Here is a 15404-nt window from a genome sequence, read left to right as displayed (position 1 = left end):
TACAATGGGCGGTTCCGCTCCTGCTCGCTGCCGTGCCCATGGATATCGTCGTCAAAGAAGAACTCAAGGCCTACATCGACCCGCTGACCGCGGACGAACATGACGCGCTGGAGCGCAGCATCCTGGCCGAAGGATGCCGCGATGCGCTGGTGCTGTGGGGTAATGTGCTGGTCGATGGTCACAACCGTTTCGGCATCTGCCAGAAGCATGGCCTGCCCTTCAACACCGTGCAGAACACGCGCTTCCAGAGCATGGAAGACGTGCACCTGTGGATGATCGAACAGCATCTGGGCCGTCGCAGCGTGTCCGATTTCCAGCGCGGCGTGCTGGCGCTGCGCAAGCGCGACATCCTGGCCGCCCGCAAGCAGGTCGAGCAGGCGCAGCTGCAGCGCGAGAGCGACGGTACCGCCGAAATCGCCGATGAGGCGGGCGAAGACAGCCCGCCGTGGGAGCCGGCACCGAAGCTCAGCCGCGCCGAGCTGGCCCGCGAAGCCAAGCTGAGTACCAGCCAGGTCGGCATGATCGAGCGGATCCACGCCCAGGCTGCACCCGAAGTGGTGGAGGCAGTGAAGGCCGGCGTGATCTCGATCAGCGCCGCTGCAGCCGTGGCCGACCTGCCCGAAGAGGAGCAGCGCGCCGCCGCCGCCGGTGGCAAGGACGAGCTGAAGCAGGCGGCCAAGCGCGTGCGCGAATCCAAGCGCAAGCCGCGCGCGCCGAAGCCGGACGCGGCCGAGATGGACTTCGAGGAGCCCAGCGAGGACGAGATCGTCAGCCGCGACGCCGAAGTGCTGTTGGCGCTGGAACAGCTGGGCGAGGATGCCCCGGCCCTGCGCCGCCGCGTGGTCGCGTTGACCCGCGAGAACGACACCCTGCGCGCGCAGCTGGCCGCGCTGCGCAAGCAACTGGAAGCGCTTTAAAAACGCGCGGATCTCTCATGTAGAGCCGAGCCCATGCCCGGCTGCGGTTTGCCGCGCGCAAGGCAGCCGAGCATGGGCTCGGCTCTACAGGCAGGCATCACCAGGCTGCGGTTAGACTCGTGCAATGACGCCTGCCCACGATCCGCGCCGCGCCCAGCTGCGGCGCCTGAAAGCCCTCGCACTGGGCCTGCTGCTGTTGATGCTGGCCGGATTCGCGGTCAGCCATTGGTACGGCGAACGCGGCATCTGGGCCTGGGTTTCGGCCTTCTGCGAGGCCGCTGCGGTCGGCGCGCTGGCCGACTGGTTCGCGGTCGTTGCGCTGTTCCGGCGGCCAATGGGCCTGCCGATTCCGCACACCGCGATCATCCCGCGCAGCAAGGAGCGCATCGGCGACAGCCTGGCGCTGTTCGTGCGCGACCAGTTCCTGGAACCCGGTGTGCTGCTGGCCAAGCTGCAGGTGTTCGATCCGGCCAGCCGTCTCGGCAGCTGGCTGTCCGACCCGGCACGCTCGCGGATGCTGGCCGACATGGCCCGCAGCTGGGCGCTGCAGGCACTGGATTTCTTCGACGAAACCGCGGTACGCCGGCAACTGCACGCCTTCGTGGTGCAGCAGCTGCGGCAGTGGAATGCCGCTGCCACCGCCGGTGAACTGCTGGCCCTGCTGACCGCCGATGGACGCCACCAGCGCGTGCTGGACGAGGGCCTGCAGCGGCTGGGGCGCTGGCTGGAGCAGCCGGAGGTGAAGGAACGCGCCTCGCAGCTGATCGTGCGCTACATCCAGCGCGAATGGCCGACGCTGTCGAGCACGGTGAACTGGGTCAAGCCGATCGACGAGATCGGCGACAGCCTGGCCGAGCGCCTGGCGCGGGCGGTACTGGAAGAACTGCAACAGGTGCTGGCCGAGCCGCAGCATCCGCTGCGCCAGGACTATGAGACCTGGCTGCAGAACTACGTGCAGCGCCTGCGCGAAGACCCGGCGCTGGCCGAGCGCATCGAACAGCTCAAGCAGGACATGATCGACCACCCCGCCCTGCAGGACTACGTGCAGGGGCTGTGGGCGCGCATCCATGCCAGCCTGCGCGCCGACCTGCAACGCGAGGACTCGGCACTGGTCGGCCACCTGCAGCGCAGCCTGGCGTCGCTGGGCAGCAGCCTGCAGGCCGACCCGGCCCTGCGCGAGGCCCTCAACCAGCACCTGCTGGAAGGTGCGCAGCGCCTGACCGGGCGCCTGCGCGAGGGCGTGACCACGCATATCGCGCAGACCGTGAAGGGCTGGGACGAGCGGCACCTGGTCGAGCAACTGGAACTGAGCGTGGGTCGCGACCTGCAGTTCATCCGCTTCAACGGCACCCTGGTGGGCGGGTTGATCGGCCTGCTGCTGCATGCGGCAACCGCGGTGTTCAGGTTCTAGCCCCGGCCAACGCCCACGATCAGCACGCTTGATTCATGAAATGCGAATACATATCATTTACTGATCGGTTGTACGCTTAGCCAAACGGGTACGAAAAACGTGCCCATCGCCCGTGTACTGCCCCGACTTCTGGGCTGCCCGTCTGCGCGGGCAGTGCTTCGTCGATGGGACACGCTGGGCGACATGCGCAGGGCGCAAGGGGGCCGCGGACGCGTTCCATCCCTTCTCCAACCTGCAGGAACGCCGTGGACCGCTCGCCCACCCCCGCCAGCCCCCGCACCTTGTTCTCCAACCCGCGCTGGGGCGTGCTGTCACGCGCTTTGGCCGCGATTTTCGGCGGCTATGCGCTGGCCTCGATGACCAGCGTGTTCTGCGCGGTGGCGTTGCCCGGCGCGCGCGGCCAGACCGTGCTGACCGGCATGCTGCTGGCCATTGTGGTGGCTGCCTGCGCGGCGCTGTGGGCCTTCGCCACCCGCAGCGCGCTGCGGGCCTGGGTCGGCATCCTCGCCCCCGCCCTGCTGATGGCGGCGGTCGCACGCCTGTTGGGAGCCTGGGCATGAAGAACGGATTCCGCCAGTCGATGGCCTGGCTGCATACCTGGACGGGCCTGCTGGTCGGCTGGTTGCTGCTGCTGATCTTCATGGCCGGCACGGCCAGCTACTACCGCGAGGAAATCAGTCGCTGGATGCGCCCGGAGCTGCCGTCCAGCAACGTCAGCATCGACGTGGCCGCGCAGCGCGCGGTGGACTACCTGCAGGCCAATGCGAGCCACGCCGAGAACTGGTTCGTCACCCTGCCGCAGCCGCGCAACCCGGCCATGCAGCTGTTCTGGCGGCTGCCACCGGAACTGGCTGACCCCAGTCGTGGCCGTCGCGGTGGCTTCGGCGACGCCACGCTCGACCCGAACACCGGCCAGGCATTGAAGGCGCGCGAGACCCGTGGCGGCGACTTCTTCTACCGCCTGCACTTCGACCTGCACTACATCCCGGTGTACTGGGCGCGCTATCTGGTCGGGTTCTGCGCGATGTTCATGCTGGTGGCGATCATCACCGGCGTCATCACCCACAAGAAAATCTTCAAGGACTTCTTCACCTTCCGCAAGGACAAGGGCCTGCGGTCCTGGCTGGATTTCCACAACGTCAGCGCGGTGATGGCCCTGCCGTACCACGCGATGATCACCTACACCGGCATCGTCACTCTGATGATCATGTACCTGCCGTGGGGGGTGAAAGTTGCCTACCCGCAGGACGAGGACAAGTTCTTCAGCGAAGCCTTCGGCGGCATGCCAGAGGTGACCGCGCCGGCACAAGGCCGCGCCACGCCGCTGCCGATCGCACAGCTGCTGGACAGCGCGCGTGCACACTGGCACGGCGTGGAAGTGGCCGGCTTCACCGTGTCCAACCCGGGCGCTGCCAATGCGGTGATCGACATCCGCCAACGCGACGGCAGGCGTTTGTCCACCGACACCCCAGCGCTGCGCTACAACATGGTCAACGGTGCGCTGCTGGAAGAGACGCCGCCGTCCGGCGGCGCCACCGCCACCCGTGGCGTGCTGTATGGCCTGCACCTGGCGCGCTTCGCCGACTGGGGCCTGCGCGCACTGTTCTTCCTGTCCGGCCTGGTCGGCTGCCTGATGGTCGCCAGCGGCGTGGTGCTGTGGGCGGTGAAGGAGCGTCCCAGGCATGCCAAGAACGGGCGTACCGGATTCGGCCTGCGCCTGGTCGATGCGCTGAACATCGGCACCGTGGCCGGCCTGCCGATCGCCTTCGCGGCGTACTTCTGGGGCAACCGCCTGCTGCCGCTGCAGATCGCCGAGCGCTCCAGTGCCGAGGCCAACGTGTTCTTCTACGCCTGGGGCGGCGCGCTGCTGGCCGCCTTCATCTGGCCGAAGCGGATGATGTGGGCGTGGCAGCTCTATCTGGGTGCGGCCGCGTTCGCACTGGTGCCGGTGGTCAATGCGCTGACCACGCACGCGCATCTGGGCATCACACTGCGCAGCGGCGACTGGGTACTGGCCGGCGTCGATCTTTCGATGATCGCGTTCGGCGCGATGCTGGCGCTGTGCGGCTGGCGCATGCAGCGCTGGACGCCACCGCTGAGTGCGGCCGAGAAGAAGAAACGTGCGGCCGCTGCGGCTGCACCGAAGGCATCGGTGAACACTGCGGAAGCGGCCGAAGCGGAGGCCAGCGCATGATGCTGCTGGCACTGGCGCTGTCGTTCTCTGCGTTCACCGCGCTGTCGCTGTCGATGGAAAAGCACCAGCACGACCTGCATGGCAAGGCCGCGGCCGCACCCGCACGGCGGATGCAGTGGCGGGTGCTGGGCTGGGCGCTGCTGGCGGCGGCGTTCGCACTGTGCGTGGCCGACCACGGCTGGGCGATGGGCCCGGTGCTGTGGCTGGGGGCAATGACCCTGGCCGGCGTGACGCTGTCGTTCGGGTTGTACCCGTATCGTCCAACATGGATTGCGCCGCTGGCGATCGCGCTGCCGGTGCTGGGGTTGGTGCTGGAATTGCTGTAGCCGCAGGACGGGGACAGCGGCATCCACGCATGGCGTGGATCTACAATGCCCGTATGGATAGCATGCTGCAGCGGATGTCTGGAATCGGCTTTTTTTCCCGGTTGGGTGAAACACTGCCCATAACGGCCGGCGTCGTCGCCGTTCGGTCGCTGGCCGAAGCACTGCGGACCATCGATACCGATGGTTTCGAATGGATGCCCACCACACTGGGCGATTCGGATCCGTTTCACGGCGCCCTGCCCCATCCCGCCGAACTCGCCGACGCCCGACGCGAACTCAACCGCACGTTGATGCGCGCGCTTTCGGCACTGGATCTGCCGGCACTGCGCTGTGGTGCACATGACCTGCAGCTGGTGGCGCGCGATGGGGCGATGTTCGCCTTCCGGCAACGCCTGCTGGAGATGCATCTCGGCCTGCCGGCACACTGGGAGCCTGTGCTTGCGCTGTACGAACAGGGCCATTGGCCCCTGGCCCATGCGCCGGGGCGATTGTTGGTGCTTTAGGCCGATCCACGCATGGCGTGGATCTACGGACCAGACGCGGTAATGCCGGCCGCTGGCCGGCATCCCGCGGACCTTCCACGGTTCTGACGCAGTTGCCGGCCAGCGGCCGGCACTACCGGGCGTACCCCAACCGCTTCAGTTCCCACGCGCGGTGGATGCGCGCGTTGCGCTCGAAATCCGGACCAATCGTGCGTGCGGTGATCTCGCGGCACTGGGCGAACTCGGCGATGGCGTTCTCTTCCAGCTTGAAGCGGCGGAAGTTGTTGGAGAAGTACAGCACGCCACCCGGTGCCAGCCGCGCCACCGCCGCACGCAGCAGCTTCAGTTGTTCGCGCTGCACGTCGAAGTCATCGGCGCGTGCGGAGTTGGAGAAAGTCGGCGGGTCACAGAAGATCACGTCGTACTGGCCACGGTCGCCTTCCAGCCACGCCATCGCGTCGGCCTGGACCAGCAGGTGCTGGTTGCCCCCCTGTCCGTTCAACGCCAGGTTGTCGTAGCACCATTGCAGGTAGGTAGCCGACAGGTCGACGCTGGTCGTGCTGGCGGCACCCGCCACGGCGGCCTGCACGCTGGCCACGCCGGTGTAGCAGAACAGGTTCAGGAAACGCTTGCCACGCACCTGCTCGGCCATCATCCGGCGCAGCGGGCGGTGGTCAAGGAACAGGCCGGTATCGAGGTAGTCGAACAGGTTCACCTGCAGCAGCGCGTTGTTCTCTCGCACCACGATGAACTCGTCGCGCTGCTCGAAGCGGCCGTACTTGCTGCCGCCCTTGCCGCGCTCGCGCGATTTCATCGACACCTGCTCCGGCGGCACGCCGAATACTTCGCGCGCGGCGGCCAGCAGCTCATTGCGGCGGCGGCGCACGTCGTTCTCGGGAATCGCCGCCGGTGCCGCATATTCCTGCACATGCAGGAAGGTACGCCGCCTGCCAGCCTCTTCCTCGTAGACGTCGATGGCCGCCGCGTACTCCGGCAGGTCGGCGTCGTAGGCGCGGAAGCAGGTGATGTCCTCGCGGGCACGCCAGCTCTTGAACTTCTTCAGGTTCTTGCGCAGGCGGTTGGCCACCATCTGCGCGCCTTCGCTCAGCTCGCGGGGCTGTGCCGGATCACGGCCCGGCACAGCGATCGGATCGCAGACGATCAGCGCGCATTCCAGCGCACCGTTGAACATCTGGTACTTCTTGCTGGCGCGCAGGCCGGTGGCAAAGGCCAGTTCGTCATTGCCACACAGCAGGCTGGCGCGCCACTGCGGCACCGCCTTCTGCAAGGCATTGCCCAGTGCACGATACAACGCTGGATCGGCGGCCAGGCGCTCGTCGTACGGCGGGTTGCAGACCACGGCACCGATCTCCTGTTCCGGCGCGGCCAGGTCGGCGACATCGGCGCGGGTGAAACGGATCGCGTGGGCGACGCCGGCGACCTCGGCATTCTCGCGGGCCGCCTGGATCGCAGCCGGGTCGATGTCGCTGCCGTGGATGACCGGCTTCAGCGCGGCCAGGCCGGCCGCTTCGCGCTCACGTGCTTCGCTCTGGATGGACTTCCAGGCCGCCTTGTCGAAGCCCAGCCAACGGCTCGGCGGCAGGCTGCCATGCCGCATCAGGCCTGGGGCAACGTCGGCGGCCATCAGCGCGCCTTCGATCAGCAGCGTGCCGCTGCCACACATCGGGTCCAGCAGCCCACCGCCGGCGGCATGCAGGCGCGGCCATTGCGCGCGCAGCAGCAGCGCGGCGGCCAGGTTTTCCTTCAGCGGCGCCTCGTGGGCGGCACCGCGCCAGCCGCGGCGATGCAGCGGGCCACCGCCGAGGTCGATCGACAGCGAGGCGCGGCCCTTGCGCAGCGAGAGGTTGACGCGCACGTCGGGCAGATCGGTATTGACCGAGGGCCGCTCCAGGCCTTCGTCGCGCATGCGGTCGACGATCGCATCCTTGATCCGCTGCGCGGCAAAGCGTGCATGGGTGATCTTGTCGCCGGACACGTGCGCATCCACCGCCAGGGTCATCTCCGGCGAGATGTGCTCGTGCCACGGCAGTGCACGCACGCCGTCATACAGGGCCTGCTCGTCCGGGCAGTCGAACTCGTCGATCGGCCACAGCACCCGGCTGGCCAGGCGCGACCACATCACGATCCGCAGCGCCTGCGCCAGTTCGCCGTCGGCGTTGACGCCGGCAATGGTGGCGGTGGCCTTGCCAAGGCCCAGGGCCGACAGTTCATCGGCAAGCAGGTATTCCAGGCCCTTGGCGCAGGAGACGAAGAATTTCACGGGATCGGTTCGCAGGTGGTCGGGCGCGGCACAGGGGCCGGGCCGGTCGGAAAGGAGGGCCGTAGGCACGGCCGGCAGGCCCGCGCCGGGGGCGGCGGGGCTGCCATTGTAGTCAATGCGGGCGGGCGCGCCGTGCGCCCTGGCTTCACAGTTGCCGCAGCAGGCGCTCGAAGGCCTGCGCGGAGGCCTCCACGTGGCGCTCCAGGCGGTGACCGTCGTCAACCAGCAGCAACTGCGCCGAACGCGCCTGCGCCCAGGCAATCACGCCGGCAGCCGGTACCACATCGTCATGCCAGGCCTGCACCACCGTGGTCGGCACCGCAGCGGCGTCCAGCGCCGGCATCGGGCCCATGGTGGTCGGTGGCACCATCAGGAACAGGCCGGCTACCGGCACCTGCAGCGAGGCGATGGCGGAGATGTAGGCGCCCAGGCTGGAGCCGGCCAGCACCACCGGCCCCTGACGGGCCGCGATGGCGGCGCGTTCAACCAGACGGCGCAGGCGGGTCGGCACGTCGCCCACCCGGCTGACCTCGCTCATCGCGTCCAGGTCGGTGTAGGCGGGGCGCTCGTGGGTCCAGCCCAGGCGTTGCGCCACCTCGGCCAGCGCGGTGACCTTGGTCGCCTCCGGGCCGCTCTCGAAGCCATGGGAGAGGATGCAGTGGCCGCGGCTCATGCGCGTGCTCCATGGGCGCGGGCCGGCGAGGAAAGGGAAGGCAGGTTCATGCCGCAATGCTAGCATCGCCGGATGCCCAACCCGCTCCTGCCCGGCCTGCAGCTGCAGCCCCTGCCCTATCACGACCGACTGCCGCTGCGGGATCCCGCCTCGCTGGAAATGGTAGTGATCCACTGCACCGAGCTGCCCGATCTGGCGATGGCCCGCGAGTACGGCGAGCGCGTGCTGTACGACAGCGGCGCCGGCAACAGCGGGCACTTCTACATCGACCGCGATGGCAGCGTGGTGCAGTACGTGGCGCCGGAACGCGTGGCCCATCACGTGCGCGGCATGAACGCGCATACGCTGGGCATCGAGCTGGTCAACCGCGGGCGCTATCCGGACTGGTTCGACAGCCGCCACCAGGCGATGGACGAGGCCTACACCGAGCCACAGCTGGAAGCGCTGGAGCGGCTGCTGCTGGCGCTGGTGGCGCGCTATCCGTCGCTGCGGCGGATTGCCGGGCACGACCAGCTGGATCTGGAGCAGGTGCCGGCCAGCGATGATCCGACGCTGAGGGTGGCACGCAAGCGCGATCCGGGGCCCTTGTTCCCGTGGGCACGGGTGCTGGCGAAGGTGCCGCTGCAGGGGTTGGAGTAAGCAGCAGGGCTGCGCCCTGCACCTGCAGAGGCAACGTCAACGTCAAGAGCTGGCATTCCGGGGGATGGCGGGGTGGATCCGATTGCGGGGGACGCCGTAAAGCCCCAGGCCGGCCCAGCCGCTGGCGGCTGTGCGTTCGGGCGCTTGCGAAGCAGTGCTTCGCAAGCAAAGCGCCCTCACCCATGGCGGCTTGGCCGCGGCATCCATGCCGCGGACACCCCCGCAACCGGACCCACCCCGCCTTCGACAGTTCTCCGCGATCCTTCGAATCGACACGGGGGCGGCTCCCGTTGGTACGCAACGGGCTCTGACCCCGATTTTCGGTTGATGGGGTCAGAGCCGTTCTCCGTTGGAAAACGGATCCGACCCCGCGCGGCTCAGGCGCCGGTCGCCACCGGGCGGCTGCTGTCGCTCACCCAACCACTCCAGGAATCGGCATAGATGCGTGCGCCGCTCAGGCCGGCCGTTTCCATCGCCAGCAGCAGGTGGCAGGCGGTCACGCCGGAACCGCACATCAGCACCACCTGCTGCGGATCGCGGTTGCCGATCACGCCCTGCAGTTCGGCGCGCAACTCCTGTGCGTCGCGCAGGCGGCCGTCGAGCACGTTCAATGCGAACGGGCGGTTGACCGCGCCCGGCACATGCCCGGCCACCGGGTCCAGCGGCTCCACTTCACCACGGAAGCGTTCACCCGCGCGCGCGTCGACCAGCCAGCCCGGCGCATGCTTCAGCCGCGCGGTGATTTCATCGGCGTTGGCGATCTGGGTGGTGTCGAAACGGCCTGGGTAATCAGGCAGCGCGTTCACCCCAGCCTGTCCGCTTTCCAACGCGTGGCCGGCGGCCTGCCACGCGGCGATGCCGCCGTCGAGTACGGCTACCCGGGTGTGACCGATCAGGCGCAGCAGCCACCACAGGCGCGAGGCGGCCATGCTGCCGTCGCTGCCATCGTAGACCACGACCTGGGTGTCGGGGCCGATGCCCCACTGCCCCAGCTTCGCAGCAAAGGCATCGCTGTCCGGCAATGGGTGGCGACCATGGCCGACGCGGCTGAGATCGGACAGATCACGGTTGAGATCGGCATGCACCGCAGTCGGTATGTGCCCTGCCAGGTACTGGCCGCCCGCAGCCTGCGGGTCGGCCAGCGAAGCACGCGCATCGACCACGCGCACGGCGGTACTGGCGGTGGCGCGCGCGTCGACCACCCGCACGCCGTCGCCCAGCGCAGCGGCAAGGGTGGCGACATCGACCAGGGTGGTCCACGGCGGATCGATCGGCTTCATTGCACTTGCTCCAGGCGGCGACGCAGGTTGTAGAGAATGGCGGCGGTCGCCCCCCAGATGCGCTGGCCCGGCCAGCCATACTCAAGGACGTGGCGAACCCGGCCGCGATGATTGATTTCGACCTGGCGCAGGCTGTCGGGCGCCATCAGGTAATCCAGTGGCACCTCGAATACCTCGGCCACTTCACTGGGCTGCGGGACCGGCACGAACTCCGGATCGACCACCGCCACCACCGGCGTGACCCGATAGCCGGTGATCGTCACGAAGGGATCGAGATAGCCCAGCGCCTGCACCTGGCCGGGCGCCAATGCGATTTCTTCCTGGCTCTCGCGCAGCGCGGCCGCCAGCGCGTCGCGGTCATCGGGTTCGGTGCGGCCACCGGGGAATCCGACCTGGCCACCATGGGTGCGCAGTGTTTCGGTGCGACGGGTGAGGATCACCTGTGCGCCGTTGGCGCGCGGCACGATGCCGGCCAGCACCGCCGCCTCCACCGGAGGCCCGGGCGGTAGCAGGTCGACCAGCTCACTGCGGTTCCAGCCGTCGCCCGCAGGTGGTTGGGCCAAGGGGTGCAGCGCGCGCATCAGTCGCTCGTGGTCGGCCAGCGAGCCACGCAGCGATTGCTGCAGTTGTTCGCGCAGGGGCTGCACGCGATGCAGGATGCGGCTGCGTTCCTCGTTGCTCATCGACGACCACCGCGCGATCTCATCGATATGCCGCCCGCAGCCGGTGCATTGCCGGTGCGGATCCAGCGTGCACACTCCGATGCAGGGACTTGCGACAACACGCGCCGTTTCTTCCATTGTTTGCACCCGCCAACAGTAGCGCGATCGGGCTGAATTTGCGCGGGACGATACGACGCCCATGGCGCAGCGCTACAGGTCGCGCACTGCGCAAACAAAAACGCGCCGGTGGGGTCACCGGCGCGTTTGGTTTGCTGCTTCGATTTACTTGACGCTGACCAGCTTGATCTCGAACTGCACAGCCACGTTCGGCGGGAACGGGGTGCGCGGATCGGCACCGTAGGCCTGGTCCGGCGGCAGGGTGACTTCCCACTTCGAGCCTGCCGGCATCTGCAGCAGGGTCTCGCGCATGGCCTTCATTTCGACTTCGCTGACCTTGATCGACGGGATCTGCTGGGCCGGGCGGGCTTCGGTCGGGCGCTGGCCGTACGGGAACGGACCGGCCACTTCCAGCTGCACGGTGCTGGCCTGGGTCGGCTTGGCGCCCTTGCCGGCCTCGATCACGCGGTACTGGACGCCGCTCGGCAGGGACTGCACGCCGGCCTTGGCCTTGTTCGCCGCGATGAACTGGTCGCTCTTGGTCTTGTTTTCGGCAGCCGCCTTTTCGTACTCGGCCTTGGCGGCCTGGGCACGGCCCTGCTCGCGCTTCTGGAACGCTTCAACGGCCGGCTTCAGCTGCTCGGCGGTGATCGCCGGCTGCTTCTTGGCGTAGGCATCCTGCAGGCCCTTCACCACCGAGTTGATGTCCAGCTGCTCACCACGACCGGTCAGCTCCGCCAGGTTGTTGCCGTAGTCGTAACCGAAGTAGTAGCTCAGCTTGCCCTTTTCGGACGAGACGTCCTGGGCGAAGGCATTGCCCGTCAGGGCCAGGGCCGCGACGGCGACCGCGATAGAACGCAACTTCATCAAACAGTTCTCCAGGGGTGGTAACTCAGGGACGTTCTGCGCCGCCCTGAGGCGACGGGTTAGGATAACGGGCGCAACGTGTAACCGCTACTCACGATGCAGGCTATGACCCGTCTGCGTTTCCAGAGTTCAATATCACTTTTTTTTAACGTTCCAGGAGTTTCCCCGTGGCCGATGCCCTGATCGCTGTCGCTGACGACGGCGCCATCCGCACCGTGACCGTCCAGCGCCCGGACAAGCTCAATGCCCTCAACGCCGCGACCCTGCAGGCCCTGGCCGATGCCTTCAGCGACGCCGCCGCCGATCCGGAGGTGCGCGTCGTGATATTGACCGGGGCGGGCCCCAAGGCGTTCGTGGCCGGTGCCGACATCGCGGAAATGAACACTCTCAGCGCCGTTCAGGGACGTGATTTCTCGCTGCTGGGCCAGGCCCTGATGCGCCAGATCGAACGCATGCCCAAACCGGTCATCGCACGCGTGAATGGTTTCGCACTGGGCGGTGGCCTGGAACTGGCGATGGCCTGCCACCTGCGCATCGCCGCAGATACCGCCAAGGTCGGCCAACCGGAAATCAACCTCGGCCTGATTCCCGGCTTCGGCGGCAGCCAGCGCCTGCTGCGCCTGTGCGGCCGCGCCGCCACCCTGGAGCTGTGCCTGCTGGGGGCGCCGATCAACGCCGCGCGTGCGCTGGAACTGGGCATCGTCAACGAAGTCGTGCCGGCCGACGCGCTGGACAACCGGGTGCAGGACGTCGCCCGCCAGCTGGCACGCTCGGCCCCGCTGGCCCTGCGTGGCCTGCTCGACGCGGTGCACGTGGGCGGCGAATGCAGCCTGGAGGCCGGGCTGGCATACGAAAGTGCGCAGTTCGGCCTGCTGTTCGCCACCGAGGACATGCGCGAAGGCACCAGCGCCTTCCTGCAACGCCGCGCGCCGGCCTTCCAGAACCGCTGACGCCATGGCATCCCGACCCAACCCCGCGCAGTTGTTCGCCCGGGTCCAGGCAGACGATCTCGATGGTGCCCTGCAGGCCGGGCTGATGGACTACATCGTCCGTGCCGGCGACGACCGGTTGCTGCCTGACCACCCCGACCTTCCGCAACGCCTGTGCCAGGCCCAGCAGCAACTGCGCGCGGCCTGGGCTGCACGCGAACGCTACCGCGCCCGTGCGGTGCGCCTGGCCCGCCGCGAGGCCGAGCGCGATGCACGCCGCACCCCGGCACCAGCCCCGGACGTGAAGCCTGCCCTGCCCGCTGCGGCAGCCGCGATTCTGGCCCGGGCCAAGGCCCGCGCCAGTGGCAAGGAACAGTAATGGCCACCACGAAAAAGACCGCACGCGCCCCGGCGCGGCGTGGCGGCACGATGCCACGCGCCGACGTGGTGGAGATGTTCACCCGCCTGCGCGAACTCAACCCGCACCCGAAGACCGAACTGGAGTACAGCTCGCCGTTCGAGCTGCTGGTGGCGGTGGCGTTGTCGGCGCAGGCCACCGACGTCGGCGTCAACAAGGCCACGCGCCGCCTGTTCCCGGTCGCCAACACGCCGGCGAAGATCCTTGCGCTCGGCGAGGATGGCTTGAAGCAGTACATCGCCACCATCGGGCTGTTCAACGCCAAGGCAAAGAACGTGATCGCCACCTGCGCGATCCTGCTGGAGAAGCATGGCGGTGAAGTGCCGCGTGATCGCGAAGCGCTGGAAGCGCTGCCGGGTGTCGGGCGCAAGACCGCCAACGTGGTGCTCAACACCGCGTTCGGCGAGCCGGTGATGGCGGTGGACACGCATATCTTCCGCGTCGCCAACCGCACAGGACTGGCGCCGGGCAGGAACGTGCGCGAAGTGGAAGACAAGCTGGTGAAGGTGATCCCGGCCGAGTTCCTGCTCGACGCGCATCACTGGCTGATCCTGCACGGGCGTTATGTGTGCAAGGCGCGCAAGCCGGATTGCCCGGGCTGCGTGATCGCCGACCTGTGCCGGTTCAAGGAAAAGACCACGGCCGAGTGACGGCAGCATCCACGCAGGGCGTGGCTCTACTGCAACCGGGTCGCAATCCGGGCGTCATACGCAAGCGGTTTCAATGGCAGGCCCTGCCGTGACGGGGCCTGCGGCGGATGTCTGCCGCGCGTGAACTGTCACATTTACGCAATCTTTACCTTCTAGCCTGCGCGCATCTTCCCACCTGCCTGCAAGGCTCCTCTCCATGAAACTGCATCACCAACTCCTGACGGTGGCCGTGGCTGCTGCGCTGTATGTGCCGGCTGCACACGCCGAAGTCGCCATCGACGTGATCGGCGGTTCGGAAATCACCTTCGAAGGCCTGGTCCAGGCCGACGGCAACTGGTTCCACAACGATGTGGTCGACCTCAACGGTGGCGACGCCGGCAACGGCAAGAACAGCGAATTCGAACTGCGTCGCGCCGAGCTGGTGCTGAAGGGAAAGGGCCCGGGCAACGTGGAGTGGGTGGTCGGCTATGACGCCAAGGCCGACAAGTTCCTCGACACCAACGTGAAGTACAAGCTGCTGGGCAACGCCAACCACTTCCTGCAGCTGGGCCAGTTCAAGCAGCCCAACAGCCTGGAAGAACTGTCCAGCACCAAGAACAACGATTTCATTTCCAAGGCAGCGGTCACCAATACCTATGCCATCGCCCGCCGCCTGGGCGGCGCGTACAGCTACGGCCAGGACAACTGGTCGGTGACCGCCAGCGCCTTCGGCCGCGAGCTGACCCGCAACCTGGCCCACGGCAGCGGCTACGGCGCGCGTGGCACCTGGGCCCCGATCAATGAAAAGGGCCAGGTCCTGCACTTCGGTCTGAGCTACGTCAACTACGACGCCGACGCCGACACCCTGCGCGTGCGTGCGCGTCCGAATGCCGACCTCGCCACTGCCCGCCTGGTTGACAGCGGCAACCTGACCGACACCGACCGCGTCAGCACCATCGGTGCCGAAGCGATGTACTTCCAGGGCCCGTTCAAGGCCCAGGCCGAGTACTACACCAGCAAGGCCAAGCGCTACGACCACGACAACTACACCAGCGACGGCTACTACATCAGCGGCGTGTGGAACGTCACCGGCGAGACCTGGAGCTACAAGGGCGGCACTCCGGGCACCGGCCTGCCGAACAACCCGGCCGGCGGCCAGTGGCAGCTGGGCGTGCGCTACGACCACATGGACCTCAATGACGGCAACCTCGCCGCCAATCCGGTCGCCGGTCGCCCGCCGATCGTCGATGGCGTGCTGGGTGGCAAGATGGACATCTGGACCGTGGGCGCCAACTGGTACCTGCGTTCCAACTTCAAGCTGATGCTCAACTACGTGATGGTCGACAGCAAGAAGTACAGCTCCACGGCGCGCGGTTTCGTCAACGACGATCCCAACATCCTGGAAGCCCGCGCGCAGTTCTTCTGGTAAGTCCAGCCACCTGCATTGAACCGCGAAGGCACGGCCCCGGCCGTGCCTTCGTCGTTGCAGAGGTACCCGTGCCGCCCTGCCGGCGCAGCGGACGTGACATCCCTCATGACGCGTGTCACGCCCGCGTCATATGACAGACGCGGACGTGTC

At 67.7% G+C, this 15404-nt stretch carries 16 protein-coding genes; 11 read left to right on the top strand and 5 right to left on the bottom strand.

The window, feature by feature from the left end; genetic code table 11:
* The first annotated feature begins 38 nt into the window (after window positions 1–38).
* The 6 genes from ACUDTM_RS19275 to ACUDTM_RS19250 all read left to right on the top strand — a co-directional run bounded on the left by ACUDTM_RS19275 (window position 39) and on the right by ACUDTM_RS19250 (window position 5351).
* Window positions 39–917, top strand: a complete 879-nt coding sequence (locus tag ACUDTM_RS19275; RefSeq protein ID WP_072166772.1) for a plasmid replication/partition related protein — start codon at window positions 39–41, stop codon at window positions 915–917.
* 124 nt (window positions 918–1041) lie between these two features.
* A complete protein-coding gene (locus ACUDTM_RS19270; protein ID WP_353080189.1) occupies window positions 1042–2328 on the top strand; it encodes a DUF445 domain-containing protein in 1287 nt (428 codons plus the stop codon).
* Window positions 2329–2573: 245 nt separating this feature from the next.
* A complete protein-coding gene (locus ACUDTM_RS19265) occupies window positions 2574–2888 on the top strand; it encodes a DUF3649 domain-containing protein (protein WP_053498676.1) in 315 nt (104 codons plus the stop codon).
* Entirely contained in the window at window positions 2885–4522 is a 1638-nt protein-coding gene (locus ACUDTM_RS19260) for a PepSY-associated TM helix domain-containing protein (protein ID WP_072166774.1), read from the top strand. Before ACUDTM_RS19265 ends, ACUDTM_RS19260 begins: the two co-directional genes overlap by 4 nt.
* Window positions 4519–4848 (top strand): DUF3325 domain-containing protein, encoded by a 330-nt coding sequence (locus ACUDTM_RS19255; protein WP_005415908.1) that lies wholly within the window; start codon window positions 4519–4521, stop codon window positions 4846–4848. Before ACUDTM_RS19260 ends, ACUDTM_RS19255 begins: the two co-directional genes overlap by 4 nt.
* A 29-nt stretch (window positions 4849–4877) precedes the next feature.
* Window positions 4878–5351 carry a hypothetical protein gene (locus tag ACUDTM_RS19250; protein WP_061478529.1) on the top strand — a complete coding sequence of 158 codons (474 nt, stop codon included), beginning with the start codon at window positions 4878–4880 and terminating at the stop codon, window positions 5349–5351.
* Between the two features lie 112 nt (window positions 5352–5463).
* On the opposite strand, the gene rlmKL is transcribed toward ACUDTM_RS19250, so the two are convergent.
* Window positions 5464–7611, bottom strand: coding sequence for a bifunctional 23S rRNA (guanine(2069)-N(7))-methyltransferase RlmK/23S rRNA (guanine(2445)-N(2))-methyltransferase RlmL (gene rlmKL / locus ACUDTM_RS19245; protein WP_252745312.1), 2148 nt, complete (start codon window positions 7609–7611; stop codon window positions 5464–5466).
* A gap of 145 nt (window positions 7612–7756) precedes the next feature.
* The gene (locus tag ACUDTM_RS19240) at window positions 7757–8284 is read right to left on the bottom strand and encodes a hypothetical protein (protein WP_353080188.1); all 528 of its coding nucleotides are present in this window, start codon (window positions 8282–8284) and stop codon (window positions 7757–7759) included.
* A gap of 72 nt (window positions 8285–8356) precedes the next feature.
* Between ACUDTM_RS19240 and ACUDTM_RS19235 the strand changes: the two genes are divergently transcribed.
* The gene (locus tag ACUDTM_RS19235) at window positions 8357–8923 is read left to right on the top strand and encodes an N-acetylmuramoyl-L-alanine amidase (protein WP_111007601.1); all 567 of its coding nucleotides are present in this window, start codon (window positions 8357–8359) and stop codon (window positions 8921–8923) included.
* A gap of 377 nt (window positions 8924–9300) precedes the next feature.
* Here the strand turns inward: ACUDTM_RS19235 and ACUDTM_RS19230 are convergent, their stop codons facing one another.
* The 3 genes from ACUDTM_RS19230 to ACUDTM_RS19220 form a co-directional block, all read right to left on the bottom strand.
* A complete protein-coding gene (locus ACUDTM_RS19230) occupies window positions 9301–10203 on the bottom strand; it encodes a sulfurtransferase (RefSeq protein ID WP_072166777.1) in 903 nt (300 codons plus the stop codon).
* Window positions 10200–11003: a CoA pyrophosphatase gene (locus ACUDTM_RS19225; protein WP_088497690.1), complete on the bottom strand. Its 804-nt coding sequence runs from the start codon at window positions 11001–11003 to the stop codon at window positions 10200–10202. Before ACUDTM_RS19225 ends, ACUDTM_RS19230 begins: the two co-directional genes overlap by 4 nt.
* A gap of 144 nt (window positions 11004–11147) precedes the next feature.
* Entirely contained in the window at window positions 11148–11849 is a 702-nt protein-coding gene (locus ACUDTM_RS19220) for an FKBP-type peptidyl-prolyl cis-trans isomerase N-terminal domain-containing protein (protein ID WP_005408797.1), read from the bottom strand.
* 167 nt (window positions 11850–12016) lie between these two features.
* Here ACUDTM_RS19220 and ACUDTM_RS19215 point away from each other — a divergent pair, with 167 nt between their 5' ends.
* The 4 genes from ACUDTM_RS19215 to ACUDTM_RS19200 all read left to right on the top strand — a co-directional run bounded on the left by ACUDTM_RS19215 (window position 12017) and on the right by ACUDTM_RS19200 (window position 15254).
* Entirely contained in the window at window positions 12017–12799 is a 783-nt protein-coding gene (locus ACUDTM_RS19215; RefSeq protein WP_088497689.1) for an enoyl-CoA hydratase-related protein, read from the top strand.
* Window positions 12800–12803: 4 nt separating this feature from the next.
* The gene (locus ACUDTM_RS19210) at window positions 12804–13157 is read left to right on the top strand and encodes a hypothetical protein (protein ID WP_005415900.1); all 354 of its coding nucleotides are present in this window, start codon (window positions 12804–12806) and stop codon (window positions 13155–13157) included.
* Window positions 13157–13846 (top strand): endonuclease III, encoded by a 690-nt coding sequence (gene nth / locus ACUDTM_RS19205; RefSeq protein WP_053501078.1) that lies wholly within the window; start codon window positions 13157–13159, stop codon window positions 13844–13846. The genes ACUDTM_RS19210 and nth overlap by 1 nt, the downstream gene beginning before the upstream one ends.
* 196 nt (window positions 13847–14042) lie before the next feature.
* The gene (locus ACUDTM_RS19200; RefSeq protein ID WP_049411264.1) at window positions 14043–15254 is read left to right on the top strand and encodes an OprO/OprP family phosphate-selective porin; all 1212 of its coding nucleotides are present in this window, start codon (window positions 14043–14045) and stop codon (window positions 15252–15254) included.
* Window positions 15255–15404: the final 150 nt, after the last annotated feature.

This window comes from Stenotrophomonas maltophilia group sp. vghtpe118, assembly GCF_052605195.1.
Note: the sequence above shows the minus strand (reverse complement) of the source record. Positions and strands in the feature narration are given on the sequence as shown.